The organism is Penaeicola halotolerans (assembly GCF_016464625.1).
Classification (GTDB): domain Bacteria; phylum Bacteroidota; class Bacteroidia; order Cytophagales; family Cyclobacteriaceae; genus Penaeicola; species Penaeicola halotolerans.
Genome location: NZ_JAEAGO010000003.1, coordinates 151,494 through 167,171 on the forward strand (window position 1 = coordinate 151,494; position 15,678 = coordinate 167,171).

At 41.0% G+C, this 15,678-nt stretch carries 9 protein-coding genes; 4 read left to right on the plus strand and 5 right to left on the minus strand.

What is annotated here, in order from left to right; all coding sequences use genetic code 11:
- The first annotated feature begins 110 nt into the window (after positions 1–110).
- Positions 111–1,454 carry an amidohydrolase gene (locus I5349_RS08285; protein WP_226390290.1) on the plus strand — a complete coding sequence of 448 codons (1,344 nt, stop codon included), beginning with the start codon at positions 111–113 and terminating at the stop codon, positions 1,452–1,454.
- A gap of 170 nt (positions 1,455–1,624) precedes the next feature.
- Here the strand turns inward: I5349_RS08285 and I5349_RS08290 are convergent, their stop codons facing one another.
- From I5349_RS08290 to I5349_RS08300, 3 genes are all read right to left on the minus strand, one after another.
- Positions 1,625–2,695 (minus strand): agmatinase family protein, encoded by a 1,071-nt coding sequence (locus I5349_RS08290; RefSeq protein WP_226390291.1) that lies wholly within the window; start codon positions 2,693–2,695, stop codon positions 1,625–1,627.
- Positions 2,696–2,701: 6 nt separating this feature from the next.
- Complete coding sequence (gene speE / locus I5349_RS08295) at positions 2,702–3,979, minus strand: polyamine aminopropyltransferase (protein WP_226390292.1); 1,278 nt, start codon at positions 3,977–3,979, stop codon at positions 2,702–2,704.
- A 102-nt stretch (positions 3,980–4,081) separates the two neighbouring features.
- Positions 4,082–4,570 (minus strand): SixA phosphatase family protein, encoded by a 489-nt coding sequence (locus I5349_RS08300; RefSeq protein ID WP_226390293.1) that lies wholly within the window; start codon positions 4,568–4,570, stop codon positions 4,082–4,084.
- Between the two features lie 166 nt (positions 4,571–4,736).
- Here I5349_RS08300 and topA point away from each other — a divergent pair, with 166 nt between their 5' ends.
- Entirely contained in the window at positions 4,737–7,058 is a 2,322-nt protein-coding gene (gene topA, locus I5349_RS08305) for a type I DNA topoisomerase (protein WP_226390294.1), read from the plus strand.
- 57 nt (positions 7,059–7,115) lie between these two features.
- Here topA and I5349_RS08310 read toward each other — a convergent pair whose 3' ends face one another.
- A complete protein-coding gene (locus I5349_RS08310) occupies positions 7,116–7,709 on the minus strand; it encodes a hypothetical protein (RefSeq protein WP_226390295.1) in 594 nt (197 codons plus the stop codon).
- A 173-nt stretch (positions 7,710–7,882) separates the two neighbouring features.
- Between I5349_RS08310 and I5349_RS08315 the strand changes: the two genes are divergently transcribed.
- Complete coding sequence (locus I5349_RS08315) at positions 7,883–8,260, plus strand: hypothetical protein (protein ID WP_226390296.1); 378 nt, start codon at positions 7,883–7,885, stop codon at positions 8,258–8,260.
- Between the two features lie 209 nt (positions 8,261–8,469).
- Positions 8,470–13,947: a PAS domain S-box protein gene (locus I5349_RS08320; protein WP_226390297.1), complete on the plus strand. Its 5,478-nt coding sequence runs from the start codon at positions 8,470–8,472 to the stop codon at positions 13,945–13,947.
- Between the two features lie 52 nt (positions 13,948–13,999).
- On the opposite strand, the gene I5349_RS08325 is transcribed toward I5349_RS08320, so the two are convergent.
- Positions 14,000–15,673 carry an AMP-binding protein gene (locus tag I5349_RS08325; RefSeq protein WP_226390298.1) on the minus strand — a complete coding sequence of 558 codons (1,674 nt, stop codon included), beginning with the start codon at positions 15,671–15,673 and terminating at the stop codon, positions 14,000–14,002.
- Between the last annotated feature and the right edge of the window lie 5 nt (positions 15,674–15,678).

Consider the following 15,678-nt stretch of genomic DNA (forward strand, 5'->3'; position numbering starts at 1 on the left):
TTCTAGTTTACACTTTTGGATGTTTACTCCCAAGATTTAATTCAAAATCCCGCAATTATCTGTTTATTTTAGGTTGTTTTTAGTAAATAGTCATGATAAAACTGTCAACTATGAAGTATCTATCCCTACTCACTGCTACCCTATTTTTAGGAATCTGTCAAGTTTCTGCTCAACAGGTTAAGTCCATTGAGCAACATATCGCTCAAGAATACCAAAGCTTGGAAACGCTCTACAAAACCCTCCATCAAAATCCTGAGCTCTCACTTCAAGAAGAAAAAACCAGTGCTCGTATAGCGGAGGAACTCCGAAAAGCTGGCTTTGAAGTAACTGAAAAAGTTGGAGGCTATGGTGTAGTAGGTGTGATGAAAAACGGTGATGGGCCTACGCTGCTTATCAGAACGGACATGGATGCCCTTCCACTAGAAGAAAAAACGGGAGTACCCTATGCTAGCACAAAAAAAGCGACCAGTAATGCGGGTCAAGAAACCTTCACTATGCATGCTTGTGGCCATGATGTGCATATGACCGTATTCGTAGGAACAGCTAGAGCGCTCAGTCAGTCAAAAGACCGCTGGAGAGGGACACTCGTCATGATCGGTCAGCCAGCCGAGGAAAATGGTCTAGGTGCAGATGCTATGCTCAAAGCTGGTCTTTATGAGCGATTTCCTAAGCCTGACTATGCGATTGCGCTTCATGACAATCCTACCCTACCTGCTGGCACCATCGGATATAGAGAAGGTGCACTCATGGCTAGTGTAGACATGATGGACATCACAGTCTATGGAGAAGGTGGACATGGTGCTGCTCCTCATACCACTATAGATCCTATTGTTTTGAGTGCTCAACTGATCAATGCCTACCAAACCATCATCAGCAGAGAGATCAACCCCATAGACCCTGGAGTGATCACCGTAGGCGCTATCAATGGTGGTACTGTGCATAACATCATCCCTGATCAGGTCAAGATGCAACTTACCATTCGTGCCTATTCACAGGAAGTTCGTAATCAGATGATCGATGCTATCAAGCGCATCTCGATAGGCTATGCCAAAACTGCTGGGCTGCCAGAAGACAAAATGCCTACTTTCAGTATACGAGATCCACAAACACCCGCTACAGTCAATGACCCTGCACTCGCTCGAAGGCTTGTCGGAGTGTTTCAGGAGACTTTTGGTAGAGAGAAAGTTGTAGAAGTAGCGCCTTACATGGTTGGAGAGGATTTTTCTCGCTACGGACAGCAAGCTACTCCTATTCCTAGCTTTATGTTTTGGCTAGGTGCGATAGAGCCAGAAAAGTATGCAGCTGCTCTTCAAGAAGTAGATGGTGTAGAGAGTAGTCTATCGTTTGTATTGCCTTCGCTACACTCGCCCTACTATGCGCCTGTGATTCGCCCTACCCTAGAGACTGGTATCAAAGCCATGTACACTGCAGCTTTAGAGATATTGGAGAAGTGATTAATAGATAAAAATCAATTAACTATTTTCTATTAATATAAAGCTCCTATGGAGCAAGACTATACCTAACTTATTTGTAGTTAAAAAGGTAAAATTCAATCTCCATCATAAAAAAAACCACCTCAATAAATCATTCCTGAGGTGGTTTTTTTATGCTTATATGAATTAATTCAGTCGTTGAATGACAATCTCTTCTGGCTAACGCCTAGCAAGTTGGCCATACGGTAAAGCACACGTGCACCGACATTGCCATCCCACTCATCGCCATCAGGTCCTGGAGCAACCTCTACTAAGTCAAATCCAATCATTTCCTTCCCAGATTTCACAAGTTGCTTCATCAAGTAGAGCATCTGCTCCAACTCAAATCCTCCTGCTACTGGCGTTCCCGTATTTGGACACAGCTTTGTGTCTAGGCCATCTATATCGATGGTCACATAGACCTTATCTGGAAGTGCTGAGATGATATCTTGACAGATGGCTTGCCATGATTTGCCTTCATATTGTTGCGCTTTGATCGCATGATCATAGAAGCTCACGATTCTTCCTCCTGAGTGCATCACATAGTTAGCTTCTGCCTCACAGTAGTCTCTGATACCTACTTGCACCATTTTGCTGACTTGAGGAAGCTTGAGTACATTGTGCATGATAGAGGCATGGCTATTTTCAAAACCTTCATAATCTACTCTCAAATCAGCATGTGCGTCTATCTGAAGCACACCAAAGCTATCGTGCTTTTCTGCCATGGCTTGTAGCATACCTCTAGGTGTAGAGTGATCACCTCCTAGTAGTGCTACTAACTTACCTTTTGCCAAAAGCATTTGAGTCTGTTCCCTGACCCAAGCATTCATCTCTTCTGCAGCTTTATCAATTAATCTAGGAACTGCGATAAATCTCTCTCTCTCCTCTTCTGACTCACCTTCTTCCAGCCAATTGATATAATTAGCCGCTAACGCTCGGTATTTATCACTCATTTCAGCAATATGCTCTGGGATAGGAAGCATAGCGATTCCCATTTTCCAAGCATGATCTATATCATATTGGTATAAATCAAGTTGTGGAGAAGCATTGAGCACAGCCTCTGGCCCAGCCGCTGTGCCAGCACTGTATGATACAGTCACTTCCCATGGCACTGGGATGATCACTAGATCTGCAGTCTCTGTGTCAAATGGCAATCCAAAAAGCGTACCCTGAGCTCCTACTCCATTAGGATCAAAGGATTGGATCAATTGTGTCTTGTTCATAAAATCTTAGGCTAACATTTTTTTAACAAAATTTGGTAGGGCAAATGCAGCACGGTGTATTTCAGCATTGTAATATTTGAGCTGTAATTGATTTGATAGGGCATCAACCTTGGCTGCGTCAAGACCCGCTAGTGGATCACAATCCCCTTTAGCTGAATACGAGAAAGACCACATACCTGTTGGGTAAGTAGGGATATACGCTAGGTAACAATGCACTTTATCTTTACCGAAAATCTCTCTGTAACAGTCATATATCTCCACAAAAACTTTTTCATTAAATCTTGGAGATTCTGACTGTGTGACCATGATACCATCCTTTTTGAGGATTCTGTAAACCTCTTTGTAAAACTCCGCAGTGAAGAGTCCTTCGCCTGGTCCGACAGGATCTGTAGAGTCGACTAATACGATATCAAATGTCCCATCTTTGGCGTCATTGACATACTTGATACCATCATCTACGATGAGTGTCAACTTGGGGTCATCAAATGCCGAAGCGATACTTGGAAGAAACTGCTTAGAAGCTTCGATGACTTTATCATCGATCTCGACCATCACTACTTCTTCCACACCTGGATGTTTGAGGATTTCTCGAGCTGTACCACCATCTCCTCCACCTATGATCAAGATACGCTTAGGATTAGGATGTGTCATCATCGGGATATGCGTGATCATCTCATGATAGACATACTCATCCTTCTCCGTAGTCATGACCATGCCATCAAGTGTCAGCATATTGCCATAAGCAAAGGTTTTATAAACCTCTACTTTCTGAAAATCAGACTGCGCATCATAGAGTTTGCCATCGTGCTTGAGGGATAGTGCGATATTGTCATTACGCTCAGTGAACCATACATCTTTGGTACGAATAGGACTGCCATCTCCTGCCGACTTTTCATCTCGCATTTGATTAATATCAAAATCCTTATGTGTCAAAAGCGCCATCTCTCCTCTTCTGAGCTCAATGGCAGAACCATGTGCTGCTTCAAAAGCATCTTTGAGATAGTTGTAGGATACCCATGGGTTGACAGTCTCTCCACAAGTAAATAGATCTACGGCTGCATAGCCATACTCTGGCCATGTATGAATCGCTAAGTGACTCTCTTGAATCACGACTACACCTGACACACCATAGGGTGAAAAATGGTGAAAAGTAGAGTTGATCAAAGTAGCACCTGCTTCTTCAGCTGCCTCTTCCATCTTATTTTGTATTGTGACTACATCATTGAGTATAGCCGGACTACAGTCGTATAGTTCTACTATGATATGTCTTCCCAGTGCGCTCATTTTCTTGTATTTGAAATTTTAATGATAAAATAGAAATACAAAAAAAATAAAATTTTACCGCATCAGGAAATTAAACGCGTATTCAATCGAAAATAGCTGAGATTAATTGAGATGGTGCTGAAAGACTATCGTGCAAGTATCTGCACTGAGATGATACCATTCCTCTATCTCTGTCTTCAAGATGAAGACTTGACCTGTATCCATGGTGATGTATCCATCACCGCTCAAATGGGTCAATAGCATTGAGAGTTCTGGGTTATGACCTACCACCATCAGTTTCTCTATAGTACTGTTTTGGTCAGAAAGTATTTCAATGATCTGCTCCATAGATGTACTATAGAGTTCTTGCTTTAGGTATAAAGCAGTTTTATTACATTCCATCTCTAGAAAGGCAATAGCTGCTGACTGTCGTGTACGGGTAGCTGCACTCGCTAAAATGACATCTGGTATTAGCTCTTTTTCTTTGATAAAGTTTGCTGCAGATTTAATTTGTTGTTTACCCAACTCTGTCAATTCTCTTTGAAAATCAGAAGTTTGATGTAAAAAGGAATGTGCTTCGCCATGCCTAAGCACAATTAGATATTTAACCATTTGATAATTTAGGAGTTAATCCTATTTGAGGACAAACCTTTACTTTGAAAACCGTGCCAAAAATAGCATCGATCTAAACACTGGATTTTAATTTGTGCTTTTTTTTCAACAAGTTTGCCTCGTCCAATATATTTGCAAAACTACCGAGTACTAATAAATCGATCAAATGCCAAAGAATCTAGTCATAGTTGAGTCACCGGCCAAAGCCAAAACCATAGAGGGATATTTAGGGAAAGATTATACGGTGGCATCTAGCTATGGTCATGTAAGAGACTTACCCAAAGATAATAATGCCATCGATATCAAAAATGGATACAAACCAACCTATATCGTATCGGCTGATAAAAAAGAAGTCATCAAAAAGCTTCAAGCCTTGGTCAAAGATGCGGAGACTGTCTACCTAGCATCCGATGATGACCGCGAAGGAGAGGCGATATCTTGGCACCTTAATGAAGTACTCAAACTCAAAGATGCTCATACAAAAAGAATTGTTTTCAGAGAGATCACCAAAAATGCCATCCTGAAAGCCATAGACAATCCTAGAAAAATCGATATCGACCTAGTGAATGCTCAGCAAGCGCGAAGGGTATTAGATAGATTAGTTGGATTTGAGCTTTCGCCAGTACTCTGGAAAAAAATCAAAAGAGGTCTCTCTGCAGGCCGTGTGCAGTCAGTAGCCGTCAGACTAGTCGTAGAGCGTGAGCGTGAGATCGAAAAGCACAGCGCTCAGTCAAGCTTTAGAATTACAGCTATCTTTCTAGTGGATGGCAAGGAAATGCAGGCAGAACTTCCTCGCAAACTAGCCAATGAGGAAGAAGCCTCTGCTTTTCTCAATGAATGTTTAGAGGCTACCTTTAGCATAGACAACTTAGAAACAAAGCCTGCTAAAAAGACTCCTGCACCACCGTTCACTACTTCTACCCTACAGCAGGAAGCCAGTAGAAAACTATATTTCTCCGTCTCTCAGACAATGAGTGTAGCTCAGCGACTGTACGAAGCAGGTAAGATCTCTTACATGAGAACGGACTCCGTCAATCTCTCTGATGATGCCATATCCAGTGCTAAGGCTGAGATCACCAAATCCTACGGAAAGGAATTTGTTCAAACGAGAAAATTTGCCACTAAATCTGATTCAGCTCAAGAAGCGCACGAAGCCATCAGGCCTACCGACTTTTCTACACTAGAAGCTAGTGGAGACCGCAATGAGCAACGCTTATACGAACTCATCTGGAAACGAGCCATTGCTTCCCAAATGGCAGACGCTCAGCTCGAAAGAACTAATGTGACTATCGGTATTTCCACCTCAAAGGAAACACTTAGTGCAAGTGGTGAAGTCATCAAATTTGAAGGATTTCTCAAAGTATATCTAGAGAGTACTGATGACGAGCCAGAAGAAGAAAGCACTGCAAAAGGTCTACTACCTCCACTGAAAGTCGGTCAAAAACTCGACTTGAAGGAGATGAAAGCTAGGGAAAGCTTTACCCGTCCTCCTGCTAGATATACTGAAGCTAGTTTGGTCAAAAAACTAGAAGAAATGGGCATCGGTAGACCATCTACTTATGCGCCCACCATCTCCACTATTCAAAAGCGTGAGTATGTGCTCAAAGAAGCGCGTGAAGGTGTAGAAAGAAAGTATAGAGAGCTGATCTTAGCAAATAAAGCAATCGATAAGAAAACCAAGACTGAAATCACTGGAGCAGAGAAAAATAAACTCTTCCCTACTAACATCGCGATGGTAGTAAATGATTTCCTAGTAGAACACTTCCCCAACGTCATTGACTTTTCCTTCACTGCCAAAGTGGAAAAAGAGTTTGACGAGATCGCTCAAGGGAAGCAAGCTTGGGATACGATGATAGACAATTTCTACCAAAAGTTTCATGTCAAGGTAGAAGACACAGAAAGTATCGAACGACAGAATATCAACACTTCGCGCGAGATAGGAATCGACCCAAAGAGTGGTAAAAAAATCATCGCTAGACTTGGTAAGTTTGGACCACTCGTACAGATCGGAGAAGCGGAAGATGAAGAAAAGCAATTTGCTAGTTTGAAAAAAGGGCAGTTCATAGAAAGCATTACGCTAGAAGATGCTTTAGAGCTCTTCAAACTCCCACGAGATGTTGGTCAGTTTGAGGGTAAAAAAATAGTAGCAGCTATCGGTAGATTTGGTCCATACCTGAGACATGATGGAGGCTTTGTTTCCTTAGGCAAAGAACACGATCCACTCAGCATCACGGAAGAGGAAGCCATCGCCTTGATAGAAGCTAAGCGTAAAGCCGATGCCGAGAAGTTTATCAAGGAATTTGAGCAAGATAAAGATCTCCAAATACTCAATGGCAGATGGGGGCCATATATCAAGTACGGTAAGCAAAATGTAAAAATCCCAAAGGACAAAGAAGCAGCAGACTTAAGCTATGAAGAATGTATGGAGCTTGTCCAAAACCAACCTGCTAAGAAAGCTGGTGGTAGATTTGCCAAGAAGAAAAAATAAACGAAAGAGGCGCCCATCACAGGCGCCTTCTTTCTTACCACTAAACTAAAAACTGTTTTAAACCAGTCTCTTATTGCGCTCATCGATCAACTGACGACTGAGCTTTCTTTCTCTTTCGAGTGCATTTCTTCTATGTTGTTCAAATTCTTCTCTGGTCTCAGAAAGGGTTTTATTGGTATCAGCGATGATCCTAAAGCTGGCATTGAATCGATAGATAAAGAATAACAATCCAATACCTAATACTGCTATGATACCCAGCATCAAAGTATTGTAAGTAGACTTATGCATATTGGCGCCTAAGAATGGAATGCTTTCTTGAATCGCTATGGTACTTTCTAATTCTTCTTGAGCAGCTGCGACTTCAGATTTTAACTGCTCGATCTCCTCATCTCTTGTTTTCAGTTCAGCACTAAGCTGCGCAAGGTTTTTCCTAAAAGTATTCAGCGTATCTAGTACATTCGACTGCATTTTAGTCATGTTGTACTTCTTCACTACTTTATACTCTTCGTAATTATTTGAAATACGATTGAGGTACTCAAACTGGCTTTCTATAGTCCCTTCCTCCAGAGATCCTTGAGCCATTGAGTTGAGAGGTAGCCATGCAATGCACAAGAGCAACACACCTCGGATGGTGTAGATAAGTATTTTCATAATGTTACTGTTTAGATGATTTGGTTTTGGTCGTTAGAATTTTAACCTTTTTTAAGATTCGATTATTGTATGTTTTTTCAAATTAATTTACGCGAGTTGTACTATCCTTATCAGCTCATTTTGATTGTGCCTTGCTTTTCTTTAAATTAGGTATCAAACTAAACCAAATCAACATGATCCTCAAACTACTCCAAATCGAAAATATTGGCAAAACTATTCTTAGAATCATGTTGAGCCTAGTACTACTTTTGATCGGCATTAGCACCTCTACCCAAGGGGCAAATACGGCATCTTCATTGATTTGTGTACTCTTAATCGTGATTGCATGTGGGCTACACACACATTATTTCAAACCCACTTGGGGAATTGTATTTGGAGGGCTCGCCATGATCACCTTTATCTCATTAAGCGTCTGGATGATGTTCAAGAGCTTTTCTGCTTTTGATCTGACCATGTATTTACTTTTTGCAAGTGCTTCTTTAGTAGCTACAGGACAGTCATTCAAAGAATACATTCGACAAAGAATCACTGCGCCATTTCCTAAGCGCTAATTGATAGTTTTGACATTTATCATTATTATCAAATTCTTAAGTAGTTTAATAGCATTAAATAAAAATAATATTCGCTATTTTTCCTCTTGAAATAACACCAATAACCTATAGCCTAAACAGACAGCATAAAAGAAAAAAAGCGCCTAAAATGCTATGTAATTTGCCTTATGAGGCATTCAATCAATTTTTAGAGGGATAAAAGTGAAAGTATGAGGCGATCAGATATCAAGAGAGTAAAAACTATAAATAGTTATCACATATTAGATTCTCCTTCGGAAAAAGAATATGATGATATCGCTAAGCTTGCGGCAAGCATCTGTGGCACTCCCATAGCCTTGGTTACTTTGTTAGACTACGAAAGGCAGTTCTTTAAGGCCAAAGTAGGGATTGACATAGATGAGACTCCGATAGAGCACGCTTTCTGTACACATGCAGTAGAAGCATCTGACGAGATATTCATCATAGAAGATGCCCGTGAAGATGATCGCTTTAAAAACAATCCTTATGTCACCTCAGATCCTCATGTAGTCTTCTATGCTGGTGTTCCGCTTGTCGCTCCAAATGGAGCTGGCATGGGCACGCTCTGTGTGATCGATGATACTCCTAAAAAACTCAGCGAAACCCAAAAAGAAGCACTTCAAGCCCTTGCTAATCAGGTCATGCAGTTGTTTGAGTTGCGGAAGACTCACAATGAACTTTCCGAGAATAAAAAAATCCTCAAAAAAGAAAATCAAAGATTAAATAATATCATCTCTGCGACCAATGTAGGAACATGGGAGTGGCATATAGAAACCAGTGAAGTCTTCGTCAATCATCGCTGGGCAGATATGATTGGCTTTAGCATAGAAGAGTTAGCACCTATCAACCTAAAGACTTGGTACATGATCCTACATCCTGAAGATGTGGGCTTGTATGAGCAAAATATGCAAGCATGTTTTGATAAAAAACAAGAGTTCTTTGATATAGAATGCCGCATCTATCATAAAAATGGCCAGGTCGTCTGGATACACAATAGAGGTCAGGTAACTGAATGGTCAGATGATGGAAAACCTTTGATAGTATCGGGATCACATGAAGATATCACAGAAAAGAAAGAAATAGAGGTTCAAATACTCAAAAGTGAGCAGTACTACCGGGCACTTGTAGAAAATGGAAGCGATGGTATTGCTATCATTAATATAGATGGCTCTCTCTCATATATCTCTCCTTCTATCTCTCGCATATTAGGTTATTCTGAGACTGAAGCCCTCCAACTCAACCTTTTCGAAGTAGTTCATCCTGAGGATATTCCTGCACTGGAGATCAAAATGCAAAGCGTGTTCGAAAATCCTGGAGTACCTATGGAAGGCCACACTTCTAGAGTACAGCACAAAAATGGCTCTTGGAGATGGCTAGAAGCGACTATCACCAATATGCTCCATGATCCTAATATCAATGGCATAGTGGACAACTTCCGAGATGTCACCGATAGAATTCACAAAGATAAGCTAATAGCCGATAGTGAAAAGCGCTTTAAGGCATTGGTACAAGAAGGTGCTGATCTCACTGCCATCCTCGATTGGGAAGGCATCTATCAGTACATCAGTCCTAGTTATGGGCCAAACCTAGGCTATACTGAAGCTGATCTATTAGGCGCTAATGGTTTTTCTTTTGTTCATCCCGAGGATAGAGAATTTGCCAGACCTGAGTATGAGAAACTTGCTCATCAAGAACGCGTCCGACTACTGCCCTATCGGTTTAAAAACAAAGCTGGTGAATGGAGATGGATTCAAAGTACCTGCACCAATCTACTAGATGATCCTGCTATAATGGGTATAGTCGTTAATAGCATAGATATCACAGACCTAATCCGTACGCAGAGAAATCTTCAAGAGAGCAATGAGCGCTACGAACTGATCAATAAAGCTACCAATGAAGCAATCTATGAATGGGACATTGTAGCTGATATCTTCTACTGGGGGGATGCATTTAAACGTGTCTTTGGTCATGATTTTCAGGAAGAAAAGTTTACCATCAGCACTTGGGCGAGCTTCATGCATCCTGTAGATGATGAGAAAAACAAAGGACTGTGGGAGAAATTTTTAAACGATAAGCATGAGCATCTCTGGCAAAAAGAATACAGGTTCAGAAAAGCTGATGGCAACTATGCCTATGTAGAAGAAACTGGACATTTGATTCGAAACAAAAAAGGCCAGCCAATCAAAATGATAGGTGTCATCAGAGATGTGTCTGATAATAAAATCATTGAACTACAAAAGCAGATTCAGCAAGAAATCGCGCAGTATTTTAAAGATCAAACAAGCCTAAGAAGCACACTACAATATACTGTAAGACACTTAACTGAATTTGGAGAGTATCACACTTCAGAAATATGGATAGTAAGTGAAGAAAAAGAAGAAATTCACCTCATCGCTTATCACGGAAAGGATACTAAGAGTGAAAAGTTATATGAACAGGCTATCGAAAAAAATACACTCGCCAAAGGTCAAGGCTTACCCGGACATACATGGGAGAGTCTTTCAGTTGAGATTTGGGATGATATCGATACTGATCCTCGGTTCATTAGATATCAATCCGCTCAAAAAGCAGGGTTGAAATCTGCATTTTCTATCCCTATCATACATAATGAGCAATTTCTTGGTGTACTTTTAGTCACTAGTGCACGCTCCCTATCAGAGGATCATTACAAAACAGCCATTTTCACCGATCTAGGTAAGTTTTTAGGTGCTGAGATCAAACGAAAGCAACAAGAGGAAGAAATGTACCTGCTTTTTCACAGTGCGCCAGAGATACTTGCTATAACTTCTCCAAATGGTTATTTCAAAAAGGTGAATGCGGCATTTTGCAAGTTGATGAGTTATACAGAGCAGGAACTTACCTCTCAACCTTTTACTAATTTTGTGCATCCCGAAGACCTTGATAAAACCTCTCTAGAATACGTAGATACAATCACAGGAAAGAGACAGGCAAGGAATTTCATCAATCGATACATCACCAAATCGGGAGAGTATCTATGGATATCATGGGACTCATCAGAAGTATTTGGTGAAGATGGATTTGTATTTAGCTATGGTAGAGATATCTCAGACATCATCGAACTACAACATCTACTTGATCGCGCATCTAAGCTCTCAAGAGTAGGTGGATGGGAAATCGATCTCGAAAATCAAAACCTATACTGGTCAGATATCACTAGAGAAATTCATGAAGTTGATAAAAACTACAAGATCGATTTAGAATCAGCAATCAATTTTTATAGAGAAGATTTCAAGGATCAGATTAAATTAGCCGTTGAAGCTGCTATCAAAAATCAGGAAATCTATGATTTTGAAGCAGTCATCATCACCGCCAACGGTAATGAAAGATGGGTCAGAACTATTGGTGAGATAGAATCTATAGATGGGAAAGTCAAACGAATTTACGGTAGTTTTCAAGACATTCATGACAAGAAAATCACTGAACTCAGACTCAAAAACCTCTCTGACAATATCCCAGGGGTGATTTTCCAATATATTCTAAAGCCTGACATGACAGACCAGCTCATGTATGTCAGTAAGGGGTCTCACCTCATCTGGGGAAGAAGCCCAGAAGCTTGTATGGCTGACTCTAAGATCATCTGGGAGCGGATAGCCATGGCAGGAGATCAGCAGCACCTACAACAAACAATACTAGAATCTGCCGAAAACCTCACCTACTGGCATGCTAAATGGCGCTATCTTTCCCCTATCGATGGACAAATCAGATATCATGAAGGGTTTGGCAATCCCCAAAAAATGGCTGACGGAACGATCCTATGGGATTCTATCATCCTAGATATCACAGAAAAAAATGACCTTGAGCTACTCGCTCAGCGCACTGCTAAGATGGCTAGGATAGGTAACTGGAAAATGGATATCATAGAAGATGAAACAGACAAAATGTATTGGTCTCCTATGACTAAGGAAATCCTAGAAGTTCCGGATTCATACGACCCTTCATTATCTGGAGGCCTCGAGTTTTATGAAGGTGAAAGCAAAGAGCGTATCACAGAAGCCATCGACAAACTCATCAAAAGTGGCGAAGAATTTGACTTGGAGCTATTGCTCAAAACTTACACAGGTAAGTCCCGCTGGAACCGTGTCATAGGCCATGCCGATGTCATCAATGGAAAAAGCACACGAATCTATGGTAGTATCCAAGATATCGATAAGCAAAAGAATACTGAAATAGCTATTCAGAGATCACTCGAAGAGCGAAATACTATTCTAGAAAGTATCGGAGACGCATTTTTCGCAGTAGATAAAAACTGGAAAGTGCTTTATTGGAATAAGCAAGCTGAAAAAATCCTTTACACCAAGCGTGAAGACATCATAGGAAAACTGCTTTGGGACGTTTTTGAAGATGCTAAATCACTCAATTCCTTCAAGCAGTACTCTAAAGCTATGGAAACCGGTCAAACGGTGCATTTCGAGGACTATTACCCTCCTATCAACAGTTGGTTTGAAATCAGCGCCTATCCATCAGCTGAAGGACTTTCCGTGTATTTCAAAGATGTTAGCATCCGAAAAATAGCAGAAATGCAAATCAAGGAGTCTAATGAGCGATTTGAGAAAATTTCAGAAGCCACTAATGATGCTATCTGGGACTATGATATCCACGGTCAAAAGCTATTCTGGGGCAAAGGATTTGAAGAGTTATTTGGCTATCGATTAGATCAAATAACACCTTCGTTTGAACTACTCATCAGCAAAATACATCCAGAGGACCGCCAACAGATTAGTGATAAAATAATGGCTAGCATGGCTGATCCGCATACTAATAACTGGTTTGAAGAATATAGATTCAAGCAGAAAGATGGTACCTATGCTTATGTCATAGACAGAGCGGTATTTATCAGAGATAGCGCTGGTCAGGTCACTCGAGTAGTCGGTGCGATGACAGATATCAGTCAACGCAAAGCCTATGAAGAATACCTCAAACAGCTCAATGAGCAATTGGAAAAGCATACGAGGGATTTAGAGATCTCCAATAAAGAACTAGAACAGTTTGCTTATGTAGCCTCTCATGACCTTCAAGAACCACTTAGAATGATCACTAGCTTCATTAGCTTACTAGATAAGAAGTATGGTGACCAACTTGATGAGAAAGCACATCAATACATCAACTTTGCCGTAGATGGAGCCAAGCGAATGAGGCAAATCATCCTTGATCTTTTGGAGTTTTCGAGAATTGGTAAAGTAGAGGATAAGATCAAAAAAATCGATATTCAAAAGATCGTGGATGAAATCTGCTCGCTAGAACGGAGACGCATTCAAGAGAAAAAAGCTGTTATCCATTATGAAAATCTTCCTGAGATAGCTTCTTATGAAATACCTATACGTCAGGTATTTAACAACTTAATAGGCAATGCCCTCAAGTATAGTAAAACAAATGTCAAGCCTGAGATCAAGATCAGCGCAAAAGCGCTCAAAGACGAGTGGCACTTTCAAATAAAAGACAATGGCATTGGCATCAATGAAAGCTATTTTGAGAAGATTTTCATCATCTTCCAGCGACTACATGGAAAAGATGAATACGGAGGAACGGGTATGGGATTAGCGATCGTCAAGAAGATCATAGACAACTTAGGAGGACGCATTTGGGTCGAATCTAAAGAAGGAGAAGGAAGTACCTTCCACTTCACACTACCTAAGACTCCAAATTCGTAGAAAAACAAAACTCCCAAGTAACAATCATACTTGGGAGTTTCTATTTATAGACTTATTTAGCTTCATGTAGCTCCTTGATTTTTCTTCGGAGTATTTTACCTACATTCGATTTTGGAAGCTCGTCTATGAAGTGTACCTCTTTAGGCACTTTGTAGTTAGTTAGATTCTCCTTACAATGCGCGATCAGTTCTTCAGCAGTCACAGACTTGTCTTTGGCTACGACATAGGCTACTACACGCTCGGTAGAACGCTCATCTGGCATACCTATCACACCAGATTCCAAAACCTTTGGATTTTCAGCGAGACAGTTTTCCACTTCATTTGGATAGACATTGAAGCCTGACACGAGGATCATCTCTTTCTTGCGATCTACGATCTTGAAGAAACCGTCTGCATCTACAATACCGATATCACCTGATTTAAACCATTCTCCATTCATGACTTTATCCGTCTCATCTTGTCTCCTCCAGTAGCCCGACATGACTTGTGGACCTTTGATGCAGATTTCGCCTGGCTCGCCTAAAGCTACTTCATTGCCAGCATCATCCATGATCTTCATCTCCGTATTTGGTAGTGGGATACCGATCGTACCAATTCGTTCTGTTCCATTGATTGGATTGCAACTCGCTACAGGTGATGTTTCTGTGAGACCATAACCCTCAGCTAGTGACACCCCTGTGACTTGTTTCCATTTCTTAGCTACGGCATCTTGAACCGCCATACCACCTCCTACAGCTATCTTGAAACTGCTAAAGTTGATCTTAGCAAAATCGGGCTGATTGAGTAACCCATTAAAAAGGGTATTCACTCCAGTAAGTATAGTAAATGGATAGCTATTCAGGTCTTTGATGAAGGCCTTCATATCTCTAGGATTAGTCACCAATATATTCTTAGCGCCTAGCTTGAGCATAGCTAGACAGTTGACTGTCAGTGCAAAAATATGATAGAGTGGCAAAGCGGTAATCACAATCTCCTTGCCTTCATGCAGGTCTTTACCAAACCAAGCAGAGATCTGCTGCATATTAGCAACTATGTTTCGCTGCGTCAGCGCTGCCCCTTTTGACACACCGGTAGTTCCACCAGTGTACTGTAAAAATGCTATATCTGAAGATTTTACTTCAGGTCTATCATACTTAAGATTAGCACCTGCTTTAAGTACCGCATTGAATTTAATGGCTTGAGGAAGGCTATAGGCTGGCACCATCTTTTTGATATGCTTCACTACGAAATTGACGATACCTCCTTTAAGTCCACCGAGCATGTCTCCGATTTCGGTGATGATGATATGCTTGGCAGGAATCTCACCTTGGATTTTCTCTAAGTTATGCGCAAAATTGGCTACAATCACCACAGCGGCTATATCTGCATCCTTGAACTGATGCTTCATCTCACTAGCTGTATAGAGTGGATTGGTATTGACCACGATCATCCCTGCTCTTAATATGCCAAAAAGCGCTACAGGGTACTGAAGCATATTGGGCATTTGAATAGCTACACGATCTCCTTTTTGTAGTTTAAGTTCATGCTGTAGATAAGCAGCGAAGTTTCTAGAGAGTTTGTCTAACTCATTGAAGGTGATAGATTTGCCCATACATACATAGGCTTCTTTATCTCCAAACTTCTTTACACTTTCTTCTAAGAGATCCATCACGGATGAAAACTGATCTGGATCCACTTCATGAGGCACCCCCTCAGGATAGTTCTTTAGCCAAGGATATTTTTGCATGGTTT

Coding starts and splice junctions, on each gene's coding strand:
- I5349_RS08285 (WP_226390290.1), top strand. CDS start 111: ATGAAGTATCTATCCCTACTCACTGCTACCCTATTTTTAGGAATCTGT.
- I5349_RS08290 (WP_226390291.1), bottom strand. CDS start 2,695: ATGAACAAGACACAATTGATCCAATCCTTTGATCCTAATGGAGTAGGA.
- speE (WP_226390292.1), bottom strand. CDS start 3,979: ATGAGCGCACTGGGAAGACATATCATAGTAGAACTATACGACTGTAGT.
- I5349_RS08300 (WP_226390293.1), bottom strand. CDS start 4,570: ATGGTTAAATATCTAATTGTGCTTAGGCATGGCGAAGCACATTCCTTT.
- topA (WP_226390294.1), top strand. CDS start 4,737: ATGCCAAAGAATCTAGTCATAGTTGAGTCACCGGCCAAAGCCAAAACC.
- I5349_RS08310 (WP_226390295.1), bottom strand. CDS start 7,709: ATGAAAATACTTATCTACACCATCCGAGGTGTGTTGCTCTTGTGCATT.
- I5349_RS08315 (WP_226390296.1), top strand. CDS start 7,883: ATGATCCTCAAACTACTCCAAATCGAAAATATTGGCAAAACTATTCTT.
- I5349_RS08320 (WP_226390297.1), top strand. CDS start 8,470: ATGAGGCGATCAGATATCAAGAGAGTAAAAACTATAAATAGTTATCAC.
- I5349_RS08325 (WP_226390298.1), bottom strand. CDS start 15,673: ATGCAAAAATATCCTTGGCTAAAGAACTATCCTGAGGGGGTGCCTCAT.